This window comes from Amycolatopsis sp. 505 (assembly GCF_031625235.1).
Classification (GTDB): domain Bacteria; phylum Actinomycetota; class Actinomycetes; order Mycobacteriales; family Pseudonocardiaceae; genus Amycolatopsis.
On sequence record NZ_JACKQP010000006.1, the window covers coordinates 500,673 to 519,449 of the forward strand.

At 72.0% G+C, this 18,777-nt stretch carries 19 protein-coding genes; 5 read left to right on the forward strand and 14 right to left on the reverse strand.

Annotated elements, in window-relative coordinates; genetic code table 11:
• From H5965_RS24350 to H5965_RS24405, 12 genes are all read right to left on the reverse strand, one after another.
• On the reverse strand, positions 1 to 1,197 hold the full coding sequence (locus tag H5965_RS24350; protein WP_310972540.1) for an acyl-CoA dehydrogenase family protein: 1,197 nt from the start codon (positions 1,195 to 1,197) through the stop codon (positions 1 to 3).
• A 1-nt stretch (position 1,198) separates the two neighbouring features.
• Positions 1,199 to 2,104 (reverse strand): 3-hydroxyacyl-CoA dehydrogenase NAD-binding domain-containing protein, encoded by a 906-nt coding sequence (locus H5965_RS24355; protein WP_310972541.1) that lies wholly within the window; start codon positions 2,102 to 2,104, stop codon positions 1,199 to 1,201.
• The gene (locus tag H5965_RS24360; protein WP_310972542.1) at positions 2,101 to 2,847 is read right to left on the reverse strand and encodes an acetoacetate decarboxylase; all 747 of its coding nucleotides are present in this window, start codon (positions 2,845 to 2,847) and stop codon (positions 2,101 to 2,103) included. The genes H5965_RS24355 and H5965_RS24360 overlap by 4 nt, the downstream gene beginning before the upstream one ends.
• Entirely contained in the window at positions 2,844 to 3,587 is a 744-nt protein-coding gene (locus tag H5965_RS24365; protein WP_310972543.1) for a crotonase/enoyl-CoA hydratase family protein, read from the reverse strand. The genes H5965_RS24360 and H5965_RS24365 overlap by 4 nt, the downstream gene beginning before the upstream one ends.
• Before the next feature lie 14 nt (positions 3,588 to 3,601).
• Positions 3,602 to 4,738: a CoA transferase gene (locus tag H5965_RS24370; RefSeq protein ID WP_310972544.1), complete on the reverse strand. Its 1,137-nt coding sequence runs from the start codon at positions 4,736 to 4,738 to the stop codon at positions 3,602 to 3,604.
• A gap of 120 nt (positions 4,739 to 4,858) precedes the next feature.
• Positions 4,859 to 5,764, reverse strand: coding sequence for a LysR family transcriptional regulator (locus tag H5965_RS24375; protein ID WP_310972545.1), 906 nt, complete (start codon positions 5,762 to 5,764; stop codon positions 4,859 to 4,861).
• Between the two features lie 220 nt (positions 5,765 to 5,984).
• Complete coding sequence (locus tag H5965_RS24380) at positions 5,985 to 7,343, reverse strand: HAMP domain-containing sensor histidine kinase (protein ID WP_310972546.1); 1,359 nt, start codon at positions 7,341 to 7,343, stop codon at positions 5,985 to 5,987.
• On the reverse strand, positions 7,340 to 8,026 hold the full coding sequence (locus H5965_RS24385; RefSeq protein WP_310972547.1) for a response regulator transcription factor: 687 nt from the start codon (positions 8,024 to 8,026) through the stop codon (positions 7,340 to 7,342). The genes H5965_RS24380 and H5965_RS24385 overlap by 4 nt, the downstream gene beginning before the upstream one ends.
• A 45-nt stretch (positions 8,027 to 8,071) precedes the next feature.
• Positions 8,072 to 8,260, reverse strand: coding sequence for a hypothetical protein (locus tag H5965_RS24390; RefSeq protein ID WP_310972548.1), 189 nt, complete (start codon positions 8,258 to 8,260; stop codon positions 8,072 to 8,074).
• Positions 8,257 to 8,655 (reverse strand): hypothetical protein, encoded by a 399-nt coding sequence (locus H5965_RS24395; RefSeq protein ID WP_310972549.1) that lies wholly within the window; start codon positions 8,653 to 8,655, stop codon positions 8,257 to 8,259. Before H5965_RS24395 ends, H5965_RS24390 begins: the two co-directional genes overlap by 4 nt.
• A gap of 65 nt (positions 8,656 to 8,720) precedes the next feature.
• Complete coding sequence (locus H5965_RS24400; RefSeq protein ID WP_310972550.1) at positions 8,721 to 10,466, reverse strand: CocE/NonD family hydrolase; 1,746 nt, start codon at positions 10,464 to 10,466, stop codon at positions 8,721 to 8,723.
• 12 nt (positions 10,467 to 10,478) lie between these two features.
• Positions 10,479 to 11,009: a TetR/AcrR family transcriptional regulator gene (locus tag H5965_RS24405; protein ID WP_310972551.1), complete on the reverse strand. Its 531-nt coding sequence runs from the start codon at positions 11,007 to 11,009 to the stop codon at positions 10,479 to 10,481.
• Positions 11,010 to 11,032: 23 nt separating this feature from the next.
• Between H5965_RS24405 and H5965_RS24410 the strand changes: the two genes are divergently transcribed.
• The 4 genes from H5965_RS24410 (at position 11,033) to H5965_RS24425 (ending at position 15,983) form a co-directional block, all read left to right on the forward strand.
• A complete protein-coding gene (locus H5965_RS24410; protein ID WP_310972552.1) occupies positions 11,033 to 11,458 on the forward strand; it encodes an SRPBCC family protein in 426 nt (141 codons plus the stop codon).
• 40 nt (positions 11,459 to 11,498) lie between these two features.
• Positions 11,499 to 11,870 (forward strand): helix-turn-helix domain-containing protein, encoded by a 372-nt coding sequence (locus tag H5965_RS24415; RefSeq protein ID WP_310972553.1) that lies wholly within the window; start codon positions 11,499 to 11,501, stop codon positions 11,868 to 11,870.
• Positions 11,871 to 11,987: 117 nt separating this feature from the next.
• On the forward strand, positions 11,988 to 15,191 hold the full coding sequence (locus tag H5965_RS24420) for a tetratricopeptide repeat protein (protein WP_310972554.1): 3,204 nt from the start codon (positions 11,988 to 11,990) through the stop codon (positions 15,189 to 15,191).
• 84 nt (positions 15,192 to 15,275) lie between these two features.
• On the forward strand, positions 15,276 to 15,983 hold the full coding sequence (locus tag H5965_RS24425; protein WP_310972555.1) for a M50 family metallopeptidase: 708 nt from the start codon (positions 15,276 to 15,278) through the stop codon (positions 15,981 to 15,983).
• Here the strand turns inward: H5965_RS24425 and H5965_RS24430 are convergent.
• Together H5965_RS24430 and H5965_RS24435 are read right to left on the reverse strand one after the other, a co-directional pair.
• Positions 15,980 to 16,630: a response regulator transcription factor gene (locus H5965_RS24430; RefSeq protein WP_310972556.1), complete on the reverse strand. Its 651-nt coding sequence runs from the start codon at positions 16,628 to 16,630 to the stop codon at positions 15,980 to 15,982. The genes H5965_RS24425 and H5965_RS24430 overlap by 4 nt on opposite strands.
• Complete coding sequence (locus H5965_RS24435) at positions 16,605 to 17,840, reverse strand: histidine kinase (protein ID WP_310972557.1); 1,236 nt, start codon at positions 17,838 to 17,840, stop codon at positions 16,605 to 16,607. Before H5965_RS24435 ends, H5965_RS24430 begins: the two co-directional genes overlap by 26 nt.
• A gap of 159 nt (positions 17,841 to 17,999) precedes the next feature.
• Between H5965_RS24435 and H5965_RS24440 the strand changes: the two genes are divergently transcribed.
• Positions 18,000 to 18,653 (forward strand): GPP34 family phosphoprotein, encoded by a 654-nt coding sequence (locus tag H5965_RS24440; RefSeq protein WP_310972558.1) that lies wholly within the window; start codon positions 18,000 to 18,002, stop codon positions 18,651 to 18,653.
• Positions 18,654 to 18,777 lie beyond the last annotated feature (124 nt).

Sequence of the window (18,777 nt, forward strand, 5' to 3'; positions counted from 1 at the left end):
TCACACGAAGGCGCTCTGCCCGGTGATCGCCTTGCCGACGATCAGGGTGTTCATCTCGCGCGTGCCCTCGAAGGAGTAGATCGCCTCGGCGTCGGCGAAGAACCGCGCGACGTCGTACTCGAGCACGATCCCGTTGCCGCCGAAGATCTCCCGGCTCCAGGCGACGACCTCGCGCATCCGCGCGGTGACGAACGCCTTCGCCAGCGACGAGTGCTCGTCCTGGAAGATCCCCGCGTCCTGCAGACGGGCCAGCTGCACCAGCATGCCCCAGGAGGCGGTGATGTTGCCGAGGCTCTTCACGAGCAGGTCCTGCACCAGTTGGAAGCGCGCGATCGGCCGGCCGAACTGCTTGCGCTCCTTGGCGTAGTCCAGCGCGAGCTCGTAGGCGCCGACCATCACACCCAGCGCCTGCCAGGCCACGCCGCCGCGGGTGGCGCGCAGGATCTCGGCGACGTCGCGGAAGGAGTTGATGCCCTGCAGGCGGTTCTCCTCCGGCACCCGCACGTCGGTCAGGGTGATTTCGGCGTTTTCGACGATCCGGAAGGCGGTCTTGCCCTGGATCTTCTCCGCCACGAACCCCGGCGTGCCCTTCTCGACGACGAAACCCTTGACGTTGTTGTCGTCGAGGTCCCGCGCCCACACCACGACGTAGTCGGCGAAGGTCGCGTTGCCGATCCACTTCTTGGCGCCGTTGAGGACCCAGGTGTCACCGTCTCGCTTGGCGGTGGTGCGCATGCCGCCGGCGACGTCCGAACCACCGAGCGGCTCGGTCATCGCGAACGCGCCGATCTTGTCCATCGCGGCGAGCTCGGGGAGCCACCGGTCGCGCTGCTCCTGGCTGCCGCCGGAATGGATCGAGTACATCGCGAGTCCGTTGTGGACACCGAAGAACGTGGCGACCGAAGCGTCCGTGCGGCTCATCTCCATCGCCATCATGCCGGTGAGCAGGTGGCTGACCGCCGGCTTGTGCTCGCCGTAGCCTTCGTAGGGCAGGCCCGCGAGACCGCTCTCGCGGAACATCCCGATGAGCTCCTTCGGGAAGGTGCCGGCCTCCCAGTTCTCGTTCACCAGCGGCTTGACGTCGGTGCGCATGAAGTCACGGGCCTGGACCAGCAGCTTGCGCTCTTCGTCGCTCAGCAGCGTCTCGTAGTTGTAGAAGTCGGCGGTCAGCTGGTCTTCGAGTCGTTCCATGCTCATGTCAGTTCTCCTCCACTGCGGTCAGGACGGCGAGCTGCTTGCGGTCGCGCGTCTCGGCGAGTTCCGAGTACGTGGAGGAGCCGTAAGCCTTTTCGACGGCTTCGATGAGCCGTTCCTGCTCTTCGGGGCTCTGGCTCGGGTTGCCCAGGCCGGCCCACATCTGCTTCATGGACTTGCCGATGTGCTCGGCCATGTGCCGGTAGCCGCCGGGGCCACCGCCGAGGTGCGAGCCGAGGAACGGCCCGACCGTGGCCCAGCGGATGCCGAGCGAATTCGTCATCACCTTGTCGAGGTCCTCGGGGGTGACGACGCCCTGCTCGACGAGGTAGATCGCCTCGCGGCTGAGCGCGTTCTGCAGCCGGTTGCCGACGAACCCGGGGATCTCCTTGCGCTCCACGACCGGGGTGCGGCCGAGGAAGGTGTAGAAGTCGACGGCCTGCTGCACGGCCTCGGCACTGGTGCGCTCGCCGGGGACGACCTCGACCAGGGGGATCAGGTGCGGCGGGTTGAACGGGTGTCCGATGAGGACCCGGCTGCCGTCGATTCCGCCGGTGAACGCCGTCGAGGGGATGGCGCTCGACGAGCTGAGCAGCAGCGCGTGCTTCGGCGCCTCTTCGACGAGCTGCCTGAAGAGGTCCTTCTTGAACTCGACGTTCTCCGGGCCGTTCTCCTGCACGACATCCGCGTCCCGCACGGCTTCGGTGACGTCGGCGGCGATCCGCACGCGGCTCGCCAGCTCGCCGGCGGTCGTGCCGAGGTGCGGGGCGAACCGGGCCAGCGCGGTTTCGACGGCCTCGGCGAGGTCGGGGCGGGGGTCGGTGACCCGGACGGTCAGGCCGTGGTGGGCGAACAGCGCCGTCCAGGACAGGCCGATGGTGCCGGCGCCGATGACTGCGGCGTTCTTCATGCCTGGGCTCCCTTCAAGTAGTCGAAGACCGGCTTGACCGGGGCGAGCGTCAGGTCGGTGAGAACGTGGCTCGCGGAGACGACCTCCAGCACCGGCAGGTCGGCCAGCGGGGCCAGGACGTGCTGGAACAGCTGGAGCCGGGCGGGGGCGGTGTAGGCCTCCTTGACCACGACGTCGGTGATCTCGGTGCGGACCAGCTCCTGGACGCGCGGGGCGCCGTCGTAGCCGGGGATGGTCTTGAGCATGAACGTCGGGACGGTGATCTGGCGTTCGGCCTCGCGGGCGTCCAGTTCGTGGTGTTTGTAGCCCATGGTCGCGGTGGCCACCCGCAGCGTCCCGTAGTCCAAGGTGCCCACGAGGACGCCGTTGTCGACATAGAGGTTCGGCGACCCGGCGGTCTTCGGGTACGCGCTGACCTCGCGGCCGGACGCGGTGGCCGGGAAGTTGTCGAGGTACATCGCGTGCAGGTACTCGCCGCGCTCGCCGTCGAAGCTGACCTCGATCGCCTGGCCGGACTCGGTGTACGGGCCGTAGCCGGAGACGTCGCCCATCTTCATGACCTCGAAGCGCACCAGCGGTTCTTCGACCCGCAGTGGCTCCGGGACGACCGCGCGCAGGGCGTCGGCGTCGGTGCGGTAGACGATGTTGAGGTACTCGCGGTTCGTGAACCGCGGGACGACGGGCGCGAACGCCGGGGCGGTCAGCGGGGTCGTCACGTGCCGGCGGACTTCTTCGATCTTCATTCGCCTGTCCACTTCGGAGCGCGGCGTTCGGCGAAGGCGGTCATGCCCTCGCGGACGTCCTTGGACTGCATCAGGTTCTTGATCTCTGCGCGTTCCGCGGCTTTGGGGTCCGCGGCGCGCACGATCTTCTTGACGGCGGCGAGCGCGAGAGGCGCGTTCTCCGCCAGCTTCTCGGCCAGGCCGACGGCGACGGCGGCGGCGTCACCGGGCGCGGTCACGCGGTTGACCAGCCCGAGTTCGCCGGCGCGGCGGCCGGTGACGGGCTCACCGGTGAGCAGGAACTCCATCGCCAGGTGGTGCGGGATCCGCTGGGGCAGCCGGACCACGCCGCCGCCCGCGGCGATCAGGCCGCGCTTGACCTCGGGCAGGCCGAACTCGGCGTCTTCGGCGGCGACGATGAGGTCGCAGCCCAGGGCGAGTTCGAACCCACCGCCCATGGCGAACCCTTCGACGGCGGCGATCAGCGGCTTGGTGAGCTCGGCTTCGGTCAGGCCGCCGAACCCGCGGCCGGGGATCTCCGGGGACTCGCCCTTGAGCGCGGCCTTGAGGTCCATGCCCGCGCTGAAGGTGCCGTCGGCGCCGGTGAGGACGCCGGCCCGGAGCGTGGGGTCGCTCTCGAGGTCGTCGAGGGCGGCGGCCAGCCGAGTCGCGACGGCGGCGTTGACCGCGTTGCGGGCCTGGGGCCGGTCGATCGTGATCAGCAGGGTGCTGCCGATCCGTTCGGTGCGTACTTCACTCATGACTCTTGCTTCTTTCAGAGTTCCGCGAGGACTTCGGCGGTGTCCTGGCCGGCCAGCGGGGCCAGGCGGCGGATCGAGCCGGGCGTCGCGGAGAACTTCACCGGGATGCCGACCGTGCGGATGGTGCCCTCGCTCGGGTGCTCGACGGTGTCCAGCAGGTGGCCGTCGCGGACGTACGGGTCCTCGTGGGCCCGGTCCAGCTCCAGCACCGGCGCCATCGGGATGCTGTGCTTCGCGCAGACTTCGGCCCACTCCTCGGTGGTCAGCGCCGGGGCGCACGCGGCGATCTGCTCGGTCAGCCACTCGTTGTCGGCGCGGTTGATGGCGTCGCCGTTCACGCGCGGGTCCTCGGCGAGGTCGGGGCGCTCGGCCGCGGCGAAGAAGTCGCGGAAGTTCTTCGGGTTGTAGGGGATGACGCAGGCGAGGCCGTCCTTGGTGCGGACCGCGGCGTGGCCCTTCGTCATCGACAGCGCGAAGCCGGTGGGGCTTTCGGCCGGTTCGAAGGTGTGCCCGGCGAGGTGCTCGACCAGGTTGAACGCGATCAGCGTGTCGGTCATCGGGATCTCGATCTGCTGGCCCTGGCCGGTCTTGTCGCGGTGGACCAGCGCGGCGAGCACGCTGTAGGCGATGGTCAGCGACGAGACCTTGTCGCCGATGATCGTCGGCAGGTAGACCGGCTCGCCCAGGGCCCGGTTGGCCACGTCGACCAGGCCGGAGGAGGCCTGCACGGTCTCGTCGTAGGCGGCGTTGCCGGCTTGGGGGGAGTCGCTGCGGAAGCCCTGCGCGTGGGCGTACACCAGGCGGGGGTTGCGCTCGGCGACGTCGGCGTAGTTCAGGCCGAGGCGGCTCAGCGCGCCGGGGCGCATGTTGGTGATCAGCACGTCGGCGGTGTCGATCAGCTCGAGGGCCTGCGCGCGCTCGGTCTCGTCCTTGAGGTTGAGGGCTACGCTGCGCTTGTTGCGGTTGACGTTGAGGTTCAGCGCGGTCATGCCGGGCGTGGTGCGGTACTCGCCCACCCGCACGGTGTCCGCGGGGGACTCGATCTTGATCACGTCGGCGCCCAGGTCGCCGAGGATCTGGGCCGCGTACGGGCCCATCACCACGGTCGAGAGGTCGATCACGCGCACGCCGTCCAGCGGTCCGGTCGTCATGTGTTTCCGTCCTTTCGCGCCTTGCTGCTTCGCTCTACTTACGAACGTAGGCGCGTCCGGCGGGAAAGGGAATGATCATGATGCGAACAATGGTATGACTCTGGTGGTCATACCATTGTTTCAGCTGCTGAGCGGTTCGGCGAAGATCTCTTTTGCGGCGTCGACGAGGTCTCGCAGGTCGCCGTCGGTGCGGTCGCGCCGCCAGAGCAGGCCGGTGTCCAGCTGGGGGCGGAAATCCGTGAAGGGCAGCACGGTGACGTTGTCGAGCCGGTAGCCGTGCATCGGGGACTTGGCGTCGAGCATGGAAATGGAAAAGGCTTCGCCGCTGGAGATGATTTCCGACGTCCCGCCGTAACCGGTGTTGGTCAGTCGGATGCGTTTCTTGACACCGAGTTCGTTCAATTGGTGATCGAGCTGGTCGAAATAGGCGGGGACGATTTCCCCTGGTGAGGCGACGTACGGGAATTCGGTGAGCTCGGCCAGGCTGACGGACTCCCGGCCGGCGAACAGGTCGGCCGGGACGACGGCGCCGAGCCGTTCGGTCATCACGGGCAGCTGTTCCAGCGCGGGATCGGTGACCGGCAGGCGGGCGAGGGTGAGGGCCAGCTTGCCGTCGTGCACGCCCTGGACGAGGTCGGCGGTCGTACCGGGCCACCGCTTGAGCTCGTATTTCTCCCGTACGCGCTCGGCGAGCGCGTTGACGCGTTCCCGCAGATCGGGGTGCACGCCGGCGGGCATGCCGAGGAAGAGCGTGCTGCGCTGCGGCTTGGTGGCTTCGGCGAGTTTCCACGGAATGGCGCTGACCTGCTCGAGAACGTCCCGCGCGAGCGGAAGAAGGGCGGCCCCGGCGTCGGTGAGGGTGACGTGGTGCGTGCTGCGGTCGAACAGCTGCTGCCCGAGTTCGTGCTCGAGATCCTTGATCCGCTGGCTGAGCGGCGACGCGGCCATGTGCAGCTTCCGCGCGGCCGCGGAGAAGTTCAGTTCCTCGGCGACCGCGACGAAGTAGCGCAGGTGCAGCATCTCCATGCCCCGACCCTACGGCCCACCCGTGTCGACCCTCCAATCACGAGTGATGACCCTCCAATCACGCGAGTTGCGCCCTCAATCACGCGAGTCCCACGTACCGGACCGGCGAACTCGCGTACCCAGGCGGACGACTCGCGTACCTGGATGGACGACTCGTGTGATCCGGCGCGCATCTCGCGTGATTGGGGAGCCATCTCGCGTGATTGGAGGGTCAACACGGTCAGGAGGCGAGGGGGAGGGTGAGGGTGAAGGCGGCGCCGCCCTCGGGGGCGGGGCCGGCGGTCATGGTTCCGCCCATGCGGGTGACCAGGGCGTGGACCAGGGCCAGGCCGATGCCGGAGCCGACCGGGCGGCGGTCGCGGTAGCGGGCGTTCAGGACGCCTCGCTCGAACGCCACCGGGTAGTCCTCCGGGGCCAGGCCCGGGCCGCCGTCGCGGACCGACAGCGACGCCGAGACCCCGTCGGAAGCGAGCCAGAACACCATCGGGGCGCCGGCGGGGGTGACGCGCAGGGCGTTCTCGGCCAGCCCGTCGACGACCTGGCGGAGCCGGCGGGCGTCCGCGAGCACCGGCACCGGCGACGGCGGCACCGAGACGGACAGCCGGACGTCCTGGGCCAGGCACCGCAATTGCCACACCTCCGCGCAATCACGAACCAACGACGCCAGGTCCAGCGAAGCCATGTCCAGCCGGAACTCGTCCGCGCCCAGCCGGGCCAGCTCCAGCAGGTCCTCGACCAGCCGCGAAAGCCGCGCGGCCTCCCGCTGGATCGTCTCGCCCGCGCGCACCGCGTCGGGGCCCGAAGCGACGCCGTCCGCGATCGCCTCGGCGAAGCCCGTCACCGCCGTCAGCGGCGTCCGCAGCTCGTGCGACACCGACAGCAGGAACTCCCGCTGCCGCGCCTCGCTCACCGCCAGCGCGTCGGCCAGCGAATTGAGCGACCCGGCCACCTCCGCCACCTCGCGCGGTCCCTGCACCGGCACGCGCACGTCCCGCCGGCCCGCCCGCAGCGAGCCCGCCGCCAGCGCGGCCCGGCGCAGCGGACGGCCCAGCAGCCGTCCGGAGACGAACCCCGCCACGGCCGCCACCGCCAGGCCGATGCCCAGCGCCAGCAGGATGTTGCGCACCAGCGCCCGTTGCGTCGCCTGGGCGTTGCGCGTGGGCAGGACCAGCGCGAACGCCGCCCCGCGCGACCCGACCACCCGCGTCTCGACCAGGTACTGCGACCCGGCCACGGTGACGCGCTGCGACTTGTCCGCACCCAGACCGGCTTTGACGGCGGCCTGGACGGCGACGGCGTCCCCGAGCGCCTGCCCGCCCGCCCGGCGGACCACCACCGAAATGCCCTGCCCGCGCACGACGTCGGCCACCTTGCCGACCCCCAGCCGATTGCCGATGCCCGTTTCGTCCAGTTGCGACGCGACGACGTCGGCCTGCGCGGCCAGCGTCGACTGCAGCACGTTGTCCGCCGTCGTCCGGATCAGCCGGGACGCGACCAGCCCCGCCACGATCACCGCGACCCCGGCGACGGCCAGGCACACCAGCGTGATCCGCCCGGCCAGGGACCCCCGGAACTTCATGCCGGATCCGCCGCGTACCCGATGCCCCGGACCGTCCGGATCGGACTCGACGCACCGAGTTTCGCCCGCAGCTGCGCCACGTGGACGTCCACCGTGCGCGTCCCCGCCGCCGCGGCGTACCCCCAGACGGCGCTCAGCAGCTGGTCGCGCGAAAGCACCTGCCCCGGGTGCCGGAGCAGGTGCATCAGCAGGTCGAACTCCGTGGACGTCAGGAACACCTCGGCGTCGCCCGCCCAGGCGCGGCGGCTGGTGAGGTCCACCCGCGCCCCGCCGACGGTCAGCACCGAGGCGACCGGCGTCGCCCCGGAGGCCCGCCGCAGCACCGTCCGGACCCGGGCGGCCAGCTCGCGTGGGCTGAACGGCTTGGTGAGGTAGTCGTCCGCGCCGATCTCCAGGCCCAGCAGCCGGTCGAGCTCGTCGTCGCGGGCGGTGACGAACAGCACCGGCGTCCAGTCCCCGGCCGCGCGCAACGCCTTGCAGATCTCGATACCGTCCATTCCGGACAGTCCGATGTCGAGCACGATCGCCACCGGCTTGAGCCGCCGCACGGCGTCCAGCGCGCGGCCGCCGTCGGCCTCGACGTGCACGCCGAAGCCGTCGCGCTTGAGGTAGAGCGCCGCCAGCTCGGCGATCGCGGCCTCGTCCTCGACCACGAGGACGAGGCCGCGTCCCGGTGACCCCATGCCTGCTCCCGTCTCCGCCGTGTTCAGAGGGGAGACGCTAGCCGGTCAGGGCGAGCCATCGCTGTTCATGTCGGATTCGATGCCGTTCAGCGTCGACTCGATCCCGCTCAGCTCCGACGACGCCGGCGCGCTCCCGGAGTCCGGGGAGCCCATCAGGTTGTCGCGGCACGCCGAGCAGCCGAGCGCGATGAGCGCGGCGGCCCCGACCGCCGCCGCGACCCTCGCGCCCCTCACTTGGCCGGCTTGCAGTGCGCGGACGCGAACGCGTCGAGCTTCTGCTTGGCCGCGTCCAGCTCGCCGACGCGGCCCTGCCGCTTGGTGGCGCGCTGGTCCAGCTGGTCGGCCCGGGCGGTGTGCCCGGCGGCCCGCTGGTCGGCCGCGCGCGCCTTGAGGTTGGCGACCGAGCCCTTGACCTCGGCGCCGCCGTTGATCCGCTTCTTCAGGTTGTCGGCCCGCTTCTGCAGCTTCGGCACCCAGTCCGAACAGACCTGCTGCGACTCCTCGGGGCTGAGCGTGATCGGTGCCACCGGCGTCGGTGTCTCGGCCGAAGCCAGCGGCGCCGCCACCAGCAGGCAGACCGCGCTCGCCCCGCCCGCCAGCGCCAGCCGCGTCCAGGTGGTTCCTCGCATCGTTTCTCCTCGTGATCGGGGGTACGAGGAAAACTCTGGCCGGGGCGTGTACGAAGGGCGTCCGCCTAGTGTTCGGGCTTTGTAAGGCCGACGGTGACCGACGTCCGCGCGAGGTCGAACGTCAGCGTGTCGCCGAAGTCCGGCAGCGCCGGGTCGAAGAGCAGCCCGTCGGTGCCGCCGAGGAGCAGCCCGAGCCGGTGCCCCGCCGGCACGACGTGGTCGAGCGCGGTGAGGCCGAACGTCATCGTGTAGGGCCGCCCGGGGACCAGCGGTTCGCCGTGCCGCAGCGACGCGTGGTGCCCGAGGTCGGCCCAGCCGGCGGCGACGATCCGGTGGCCGACGCGCACGACGTCGGCGACGGTGTCGAGGAAGCACGCGCTGTCGGCGCCGGTGCTCGAGCCCCAGCACGACCGCGTGGCCAGGTTCTTCACCCCGCTGCCGTACTCGGCGGTGTCGCGCAGGTCGGCCGGCCCGTAGTCGACGAGCGCGACCCCGAGCCGGGCGGCGGTCTTGTCCGACGACGCCGTGATCGTCACCGACGGCGACCCGGCGATCCGCACCGGCGCGGGCAGGGCCGGGCCGGTGAACTTCGCGGCCGACACCCCGGCCGCCCACTGCTCGCGCGTGACGGCGGGGTCGTCGACGACGCTCGCCGTCCCGGACCCGGTCGGCCCCAGCGTCCCGTCGGCCGACGGGCGCAACGTCGCCGGCAGCGTGGCGGGCGGCCAGCTCCGGACGTCGGTCCACCGGTCCGGGGCGGTTTCGAGGTGCACGGCGGGCTCGCGCTCGACGCCGTTGCGCAGCCCGAGCAGCCAGCGGTCGAACCAGCGGTGCAGCGTCTCGACCCACCGCGCCCGCTGCAGGTCGAAGGGGTCGGTGTGCCCGGCCTGGCTCAGCCACGCCTTGCGCGGGACACCGGCCCGGCCCAGCGCGTCCCAATAGCGGGCGAACTGGTTCGGCGCCACGACCCAGTCGCCGAAGCCCTGGGCGATGAGCACGCTCGCCTGCCCGGCGCGGGGGACGTAGTGCACGCTCTGCCAATAGGCGTTGTAGTCGCCGTTCGTGCCCGCGCGCGCCTTGAGGTCCGCCTCGAACGGCTTGCACAGCTCGGCGGCGCGCTCGTTGTAGGTGAAGGACGAGCCCGTGTTCTCCGGCGTGGCCAGGGGAGCGCCGTTCGCGATGACCTGGGCGTAGTTGTCCGCGACGCCTTCGATCGGCACGATCGTCTTCAGCCCGGCGACGCCCGAGGCGGCCATCCCGATCGCGGTCGCGCCGTCCTGGGACTTGCCGATCGCGCCGACGTTCCCGGCCGACCAACCGGCCTGCACCGGACGGCCGCCCTCCGGGGCGTCGAACGCCTTCGCCCGGCCGCCCAGCCAGTTCACGACCGCGTTGCCGGAGCCGACGTCGTCGAAGCAGCCGGACGACCGGTTCGTCCCGCCGACGTCGGCGAGCACGACGGCGTACCCGCGCGGCACGAAGTAGTTGTCCAGGAACAGCGGGAACTGCTGCGGCGTGCCGTCCGGAGCGTACGTCTTCTTCTGCATTTCGTTGCCGCGGCCGCAGCACGCGTAGTACGGGCTGACGTCGAGGATCACCGGGACGCGCCCGCGCGTGTCCGGCCGGATGACGTCGGCGGCGATGCGGTCGGGCTTGCCGTCGTGGTCATGGTCGGTGCCGGTCTCCACCCACGCCGTCTCGCGGATCGCGTCGGCGTAGGAGTAGGCCGGGCGGCTTTCCGCGGCGGCGGCCGGGGCAGCGAGCCCCGTTGTCGTGAGCGAAGCGGCCAAGAACCCCAGGATCAGTCGCATCAAGCCAGGGGATCACGGTTTTTCGTATCGGGCCAGGAACTTTTCCATCGCGGCGTCGACGGCTTCGCGGTCGCCGGTCGTGACGAGGTCGAGCAGCAGCCCGCGGGCCACGGCGAGCCCGAGCCGGGCGTGGGCGGGCCGGTCGGCCTCCGGGACGCCGAGCCGGGCGAGCCGGGCTTCGATGGGGCCGAGCCAGTCGTCGATCACGCCGTCGAGGAACTCCGCCGTGCCCGGGGTGCCGCCGAGGGCCTGGCCGTAGAGCTGGAAGAACAGCTTTTCGTTGGCGCGCAGGTCGTCATCGGTGAGCCGGCGCCAGAACTCCGAAGGGTCGAGGCCGGCGAGGGCGGCGCGCTGGCGGGCCTCCACCTCCCGCGCCACCGCCGTGAGCAGGCCTTCCTTCGAGCCGAAGTGGTAGATGAGCATGCGGTGGCTGGTGCCGAGGTCCGCGGCCAGCGCCCGGAGGCTCCGGTCGGCGCCGCCGTGGTGGGCGATGTGGTCGATCGCCGCGGCGAGGAGCTTCGCCCGCGGGCTTGCGTCGATCATGTACCAGATGGTACACGTACCAAATGGTACAACGCATTTCGGTGCGTGCCCGGTCCTCCGCGCCGGCCGACACCGTGTACGCCTTGCTGACGGACGGCGCGAGCTGGCCGAAGTGGTCGCCGCTGGGGTCGTTCGAGCTGGTCCGCGAAGGCGAGGGCGAGCCGGAGGGGCTCGGCGCGGTCCGGTTGTTCAAGACCAACGGCGTCAGCTCGTACGAGAAGATCGTCGCGCTGGAGCCCGGCCGCCGGTTCGGTTACGCGCTGGAGCGCGGCTTGCCGCTGCGGGACTACGTCGCCTACGTCGACCTCGCCCCGCGTGACGGCGGGACGGACATCCACTGGCACTCGACGTTCACGCCGAAGGTCCCCGGAACCGGCTGGTTCTACCGGTGGTTCCTCGGCTCCTTCATCAAGCGGGTGGCCGCGGGCTTGGCGCGCGCCACCGCCTGATCGGCGTGTTACTCTCCTCGGGAGAGTGAGGAGACGCGCCGTGGGTCCCGATCCGTACGACCGCAACTGCCCGACCCGCCAGCTGCTCGACCGCATCGGCGACCAGTGGACGGTCCTCATCGTCGGCGCCCTCTCGGGCGGACCGCTCCGCTTCACCGAACTCGGCCGCCGCGTGGACGGGATCTCCCAGAAGGTGCTGACGCAGACGCTGCGCAGCCTGGTCCGCGACGGCATCCTCACCCGCACGGCGTACCCGACGATCCCGCCCAAGGTCGAATACGAGCTGACGGCGTTGGGGCGGAATCTGTCGGAGCCGCTGGACATGCTGGACCGCTGGGCCCGGCAGCACATGGCCTCGGTCCAGGAAGCCCGGGACGCCTACGACGCGGAGCACACGCCCGCGTCCGCGTAGAGGCTGATCCGTCCGGGTGACCGGGCGGCCCGTCTTCTCGGCCCTCGAGGCGCGGATGGAACACTTTGCGGTTCGTCGAAGCCGTGAGTGGGGGTGCCGGTGCCAAGGTGGGGTTGGGTGGCGTTCGCGCTGCTCGCCGGGACGGCCGTGCTCGCGGTTCCGGCCGCGCTGAAAGCGGCGGGAGCCGGGAACTCCTGGTGGGCCGGTGCCGCCGCGGGGGCCGCGGTGCTCGTGACGCCGTTCGTCAAGGTGGCCGCCGACCGGATGCGCAGCCGGATTTCCCGCCGTGACGACGGCGACCTGTCGGTGGTGCACGGCTGCCTGGTGACCGCCCGCGGGAAGTTCCCGAAAGTGCGGCAGGTCGCCGATCCGCGGCGGCTGGGCGTGCACCCCGCCGCCCAGCTCGATCCCACCGGGCCCGGAGACGCCGCGGAGACGATGCCGGCGTACGTCCCGCGCGACGTCGACGAGCGGGTGCGGGCGCGGATCGCGCGCGGCGGATTCGTGCTGCTCGTCGGTGACTCGACCGCCGGGAAGTCGCGCACCGCGTTCGAGGCGATCCTGGCGACCGTCCCGGATCACGTGCTGGTGGCCCCGCAGGACCGCGGCGCGGTGAAACCCGCGCTGGAGCGCGCCGTGCGGGCCGGGAACTGCGTGGTCTGGCTGGACGACGTGGAGCACTACCTGGGACCCGCGGGCCTCACCCGCGAGGTGCTGGGCCGGCTGCTGGCCGGATCGCGGCACACCGTGGTCGTGGGCACGATCCGGGCGCTCGAGCGCGCCCGGTTCGCCGATTCCGGCGGCTTGGACGAAGCGACCCGGGAGATGTACCGCGCGGCGCGCGAGACGCTGGCCCTCGTCGATGACGAGGTCCGCGTCGAGCGGCTGCTGAGCAGCGCGGAAGCCGGGCGCGCCGCCGGCTTGGCGTGGGACCCGCGGATCGCCGACGCGATGGACCACGTCGGGGAGTACGGGCTGGCCGAATACCTCGCCGCCGGCCCCGAGCTGCTGCGGGCGTGGCACGACGGGTGGGACGTCGGGGCCCACCCCCGGGGCGCGGCGTTCGTGACCGCCGCGGTGGACGTGCGCCGGGCCGGCCTCGAGCCGCCGCTTTCCGGCCGGTTGCTGGAAGAACTGGCCGACGACTGCCTGCGCCGGCGCGGCGGTGACCGGCTGCGTCCCGAATCGACGGCGGCGGCCTGGGAATGGGCGTTGCGGGCCCGGCGGGCGACGACGTCACTGATGACGGGGTCCGCCAGGACCGGCTACGACGTGTTCGACTACCTGGTCGACGAGGCCCAGCACGTCGGCGGTCCGGAAGGGTACGTGCCGGAGCCGACCCTGCGCGCGGTGCTCGACATCTCCGACGGCTCCGAGGCGATGGCCATCGGGGCCACCTGCACCAGGCAGGGGCACTACGCGCTGGCGCTCGAGGCGTTTTCCCGCGCCACGCGGCGGCTGACGAGCGAACTCGGGCCCGAGCACCCCGATGCCCTGACGAGCCGGGCCAGTCTGGCCAGTGCGTTCCACGCGATGGGGCGCTTCGCGGAGGCGGAGCGGGAGACCCGCGAGGTCCTGGAAGTCCGCACGCGGGCGCTGGGGGCGGAACACCTCGACACGCTGGCCTGCCGCAACAACCTCGCCACCGCGCTCAGTGACCTGGGCAGGCTGGCTGAGGCCGAACACGAGCAGCGGGCGACGCTGGAGGTGCTCCTGCGTCTGGTCGGCACCGAGAGCTGGTACACGTTGACCGTCCGCGGCAATCTCGCCGTCATCAGCGAACGACAGGGGCGCTGGGCGGAGGCCGAGCGCGAACACCGCGCCACGCTCGACGGCATGATCCTCCTGTTCGGCGCGGAAAGCCCCGAGACCCTCAACTACCGTCACGATCTCGCGCGCGTGTTCTGCAGCTTGGGCCGCTGGGAAGAAGCAGAGCGGGAGCACCGCGCCGTCCTCGAAGCCCGCGTCCGCACTTTGGGCGCGGAGCACCCTGAGACGTTGACCAGCCGCAGCAACTTCGCGCTGGCGCTGTGCCGGCTGGGGCGGCTGGCGGAGGCCGAGCACGAAGACCGCGTCACGCTCGAAGCGCGTCGCAAGGTTTTCGGCCCGGAACATCCGGATACGTTGACCAGCCGCAACAACCTCGCGGCCGTGCTGAGCGGCCTCGGCCGGTACGAAGAAGCCGAACGCGACCACCTCGCCGTCCTCGAGGACCGCGTCCGGATCCTCGGGGCGGAGCACCCCGACACCCTGTACAGCCGCAGCAACCGCGCGTTCGACCTGTACCACCTGGGGCGGCTGGAGGAAGCCGAGCAGGAGGGCCGGGCCACGCTGGAAGCGCGGACCCGGGTGCTCGGGGCGGAACACCCCGACACGCTGACGAGCCGGAACAACCTGGCGATCGTCCTGGGTGAGCTGCTCCGGTTCACGGAGGCCGAGCGCGAACAGCGCACGGTGGTCGAAGCGCGAACCCGGCTTCTCGGTGCCGAGCACCCGTACACCCGGGGCAGCCGCCGCCACCACGCAACGGTCCTCCAGGGGCTCGGGCGGTGGGAGGAGGCCGTGGCCGGGCACCGGGCCGTGCTCGAAGTGACCGGCCGCGTCCTGGGGCCGGACCACCCGGACACCCTGTTCGAGCGGGACCTGCTCGCCACCGCCCTCCGCGACTCCCACCGGACGGAAGAGGCCGAGCGCGAATACCGGATCCAGGTCGAAAGCCGGACCCGCACCCTCGGCCCGGACCACGCCGACACCCTGACCAGCCGGGCCAACCGGGCGATCGCGCTCGGCGAGCTGGGCCGGCTCGCGGAGGCCGAGCGGGAACACCGCGCGGTCCTCGATCTCCGCGAGCGCACCCTCGGCCCGGACGACCGCGGCACCTTGACCAGCCGCTACCACCTCGCCAAGGTGATCGGCAAGCTCGGCCGGCTCGGCGAGGCCGAGCGGGAACACCGGGCCGAGCTCGAGACGTGTTCGCGGGTCATGGGGCCGGATCATCGCGACACCCTGCACAGCCGGGACGCGCTCATCGCCACTTTGCTCGACCTGGGCCGGCTCGCGGAGGCCGAACACGAGTTCCGCGCCGCGCTGGAGACCCGCGTGCGGGTGCTCGGCCCCACCGGCCGCGACACCGTGGTCTGCCGGCTCAACCGGGCCGGGGTGCTGCTCAAGCTGGACCGGCGGGACGAAGCCGAGCGGGAATACCGGCTGGTGAGGGCGATCTGCCGGCGGATCTTCGGCCCGGACTTCGCCACCGTGCTGGCCGGTCCGGACGCTCAGTCGATCCTCCTGGACCGCCTGGCCGAGGCCGAAGCCGGCTGAAGCGCGGCACCGTCCAGTGGACAGCTCCTGGACAATCCGCCTCGGGACGGGTTCCGCGGCGCCGTCCGCAGGGACACTGTCGCCGTGCTCAACGAGACCGTGCCCGCGCCGGGCTGGGGAGTCGTTGCCCTCACCGCGTTGTTCGCCTTCGCGGTGTCGCTGACCTCGGTCGTCACGCCGCCCTCCGGCCGGCGGAGCTTCCTGCGCAACGCCAACGTCCTGGCCACGCTGTTCCACGAAGGCGGCCACGCCCTGGTCAGTCTGCTGACCGGCGGTGACGTCACTCGGGTCGCCATCACGAGTCCGGGAGGTGGCTTCACCAACTGGAGGCAAGCGCCGGGCCTGGGCGTCGTCCTGGCCACCGCCGCCGGGTACGCGATGCCACCCCTGGCGGGGCTGGGGGCGGCGGTCCTCCTGCACCAGGGCCGCGTGACGGCCGTGCTCGTCCTGACCCTCGTCGCGCTGGTGTTCATCGTCCTGTTCACCCGGGACCTGCGCACCTTGGCCGTGGTCGTCGCGGTGGGAGCGGTGGTGTACTCGGCCCTGCGCTATGCGCCTGGATGGCTGCGCACTGCCACCGCCTACACCGAAGCCTGGCTGCTGCTGATCAGTGAGCTCGGCGGCGTGCAGGTCCTCGTCTCGAACCGCCGCGAACATGGGTTCCGCGGCCACACCGACGATGCCGCCAAGCTGGCCAAGCAGACCAAGATGCCGTCGCCGCTGTGGATCGGCGGGTGGTTCCTGCTCAACGGCTGGGCGATCTGGCACGCCGCACCCTTGCTCTTCCCCTAACGGGCCACCAGACCCGCCTCGTGCGCGAGCAAGCCCGCCTGGGTCCGGTTCGCGCAGTCCAGCTTCACCAGCATCCGGGAGACGTAGCTCTTCACCGTCGCCTCGGCCAGGTGCAGCCGGGCGGCTATGTCCGCATTGGACAGTCCGGAACCCAGGCAGGCCAGCACGTCCCGCTCCCGCTCGGTGAGTCCCGCCGTCCGGCGTCGCGCGTCTTCGCCGCGTTCGCGGCTGTCCGACGACAGCGCCACCAGGCGGCGCGCGGCTGACGGCGAGAGCACCGTGTGGCCGTCCGCCGCCACGCGGACCAGGCCGATCAGGTCCTCCGGGGGCGTCGACTTCACCAGGAAGCCCGCCGCGCCCGCGCGCAGGGCGCGGATCACGTACGTGTCCGCGTCGAACGTCGTCAGGGCCACCACCGCCGGTGGGTCCGGCATGGCCGTGATGCGGGCGATCGCGGTCAGGCCGTCCACGCCCGGCATCCGCAGGTCCATCAGCACCACGCGCGGCCGGTGCCGGACCACGGCTTCGACGGCTTCGGCGCCGTCGGCGGCCTGGGCGACCACCTCGATGTCGTCGGCCGAACCCAGGATCGTGCGCAGGTGCGCGCAGACCATCGGCTCGTCATCGACCACGAGCACCGGGATCACAGTGCGTGCCTTCCGCCGTCGGGACGTAGGCGGGCAGTATCGCACCGACCCGGAACCCGCCGCCGGGCCGCGGGCCCGCGTCGAACCGCCCGCCGACCAGTTCGACGCGCTGCCGCAGGCCGGCCAGCCCCGCGCCGGAACCGCTGCCCGCCAGCGCCGGGTCGGGCGGCTGCCGCGCCGCCGTGCTGTCGACCGAGACGTCCAGGCCACCCGGGTGGTAGCGCAGGGACACCGCCGCCGACGCGCCCGGCGCGTGCTTGCGCACGTTCGTCAGCGCCTCCTGCACGAGCCGGTACGCGGTGCGCGCGACGGTCGGCGACACCTGCGCCGGGTCGCCGTCCACCACCAGGTCCGTCGTCACCCCGACCGACCGGGACTCCTCGACCAGCCGCGCCGGGTCGCCGGGCTCCTCCGGGCTGAGCGTCCGCGGCCCGGCCTCGGCGCCGTTGCGCAGGACGCCGACCAGGTCGCGCAGTTCGTCCAGGGCCAGCGCCCCTTCGCGGCGGATGTCCTCGGCCGCCGCCCGCGCGGCCGGGTCGGCCGACGTCACGCCGAGCGCGCCGGCGTGCAGCACCATCAGGCTGAGCCGGTGGGTGACGACGTCGTGCATCTCGCCCGCGAGCCGCCGCCGTTCCGCGGCCCGGGCCTGCTCGGCGAGCAGGTGCTGTTCGCGCTCGGCGCGTTCCGCGCGGTCGCGCAGGGATTGGAGCAGCTGCTTGCGGGCTTCGAAGTACAGCGAGGCGAGCGCCGGCAGCGCGGTGCTGAGCAGGCCGAACGGCGTGGTCGCCCAGCTCGGCGTCCACGGCCGCGCGGCGATCACGGCCAGGATGCCGGCCACCCACAGCACGGTCCGCTTGTCCAGCACCCGGGCCGCCTGCGACAGGATCACCGAGGTGATCGTCGGGACGGTCGTCAGGGCGAGCGGGTGCGGCGGCACGAGCAGGCCGGGCGCGAAGGTGTCGGCCGCGAGCATCGCGACCGCCGCCGCGATGACGAACGCGCACACCGGGCCGGGGAACCGGAACAGCAGGATCAGGGTGAGGTCGCAGGCGATCTGCAGGACCAGCCCGGCGGCCGGGCCCCACGCGCCGGTCGTCCGGTCGCCGAGGACGTAGAGGAGCGTGTTCATCCCGGCGAAGGCGAGGGCCGCGAAGATCAGCCAGTAGCCGTCGGAGCGGCTCGGCCACAGCGGCCGCCGGGCGGTGGTCACGCGGTCACGGTAACCGCTGTTCCGGGCCGCCGCCCGGGCGTGCAACTTTGGTTGCGCCCGGGTTCCCCCGTTCGTCTTCGCGATCACCTCCGTCGTCCGGTTTCGCCCCGTGGTCCGGCGAGGTGGACTGGGGGCCGGAGACGAGGGAGGGAAACGGGGATGAGCGAGCTGTCCTTGCCGGCCCGGGCGTACCTGCTGGCCTGCGACACCGCCCGCGACCGGCTGCCGGACCGCGAGCGGGTGGCGCTGCTGGTGCGCGCGGCGGCGTTGACGGACTTGGTGCTGCGCGGCCGGATCACCGACGACGGCGGCCGTCCGGTGGTCTCGGACGCCGGCGGCACCGGGCACCTGGTGCTCGACGACCTCCTCGCCGAGCTCGCCGCCGACCCGCACCGGAAGTGGCGCGCCCGGGTCCGCCGCGGGGCGCGTGAGACGTTGCGGTCCCTGGAAGCCCAGCTCGCCGCGGCGGGGGTGATTTCGCTGCGGACGTCCCGGGTCCTGGGGCTGTTCCCGCGCCGGCGTCCGGTGGTCCGCGAGCCGGCCTCGGCGGCCGCGCTCCGCGACTCGGTGCGGACGGCGTTGCGGAGTGACGCGCCGGTGTCCGCGGACATCGCGGCCCTGACGTCGCTGGCCGCGGCGGTCGAGCTGGGCGCGGTACTGCCGCGCAGCGACCGCCGACGTCACCGCGATCGCCTGGCCCGGCTGGAGGAGCAGGCCGGGGCCGCGGTCCCGGCCCTGCGCAAGGTGATCCGCGAAGCCCGGGCCGCCCGCACGGCCGCGATCTCCGCGGCCTCCGGCGGCGGAGGCGGCTGATGCCGTGTCGACCCTTCAATCACGCGTGTCGACCCCGGGATCACGCGCGTCGACCTTTCCCGCACACGTCGTTCGTGCTCGAAGGGTCGACACGCGTGATTGAGGAGTCGACACGCGTGATTGG

Bases quoted from the DNA above. Each gene is read 5' to 3' on its own strand.
- H5965_RS24350 (WP_310972540.1), bottom strand. From the start codon at position 1,197: ATGAGCATGGAACGACTCGAAGACCAGCTGACCGCCGACTTCTACAAC.
- H5965_RS24355 (WP_310972541.1), bottom strand. From the start codon at position 2,104: ATGAAGAACGCCGCAGTCATCGGCGCCGGCACCATCGGCCTGTCCTGG.
- H5965_RS24360 (WP_310972542.1), bottom strand. From the start codon at position 2,847: ATGAAGATCGAAGAAGTCCGCCGGCACGTGACGACCCCGCTGACCGCC.
- H5965_RS24365 (WP_310972543.1), bottom strand. From the start codon at position 3,587: ATGAGTGAAGTACGCACCGAACGGATCGGCAGCACCCTGCTGATCACG.
- H5965_RS24370 (WP_310972544.1), bottom strand. From the start codon at position 4,738: ATGACGACCGGACCGCTGGACGGCGTGCGCGTGATCGACCTCTCGACC.
- H5965_RS24375 (WP_310972545.1), bottom strand. From the start codon at position 5,764: ATGGAGATGCTGCACCTGCGCTACTTCGTCGCGGTCGCCGAGGAACTG.
- H5965_RS24380 (WP_310972546.1), bottom strand. From the start codon at position 7,343: ATGAAGTTCCGGGGGTCCCTGGCCGGGCGGATCACGCTGGTGTGCCTG.
- H5965_RS24385 (WP_310972547.1), bottom strand. From the start codon at position 8,026: ATGGGGTCACCGGGACGCGGCCTCGTCCTCGTGGTCGAGGACGAGGCC.
- H5965_RS24395 (WP_310972549.1), bottom strand. From the start codon at position 8,655: ATGCGAGGAACCACCTGGACGCGGCTGGCGCTGGCGGGCGGGGCGAGC.
- H5965_RS24400 (WP_310972550.1), bottom strand. From the start codon at position 10,466: ATGCGACTGATCCTGGGGTTCTTGGCCGCTTCGCTCACGACAACGGGG.
- H5965_RS24405 (WP_310972551.1), bottom strand. From the start codon at position 11,009: ATGATCGACGCAAGCCCGCGGGCGAAGCTCCTCGCCGCGGCGATCGAC.
- H5965_RS24410 (WP_310972552.1), top strand. From the start codon at position 11,033: ATGGTACAACGCATTTCGGTGCGTGCCCGGTCCTCCGCGCCGGCCGAC.
- H5965_RS24440 (WP_310972558.1), top strand. From the start codon at position 18,000: ATGAGCGAGCTGTCCTTGCCGGCCCGGGCGTACCTGCTGGCCTGCGAC.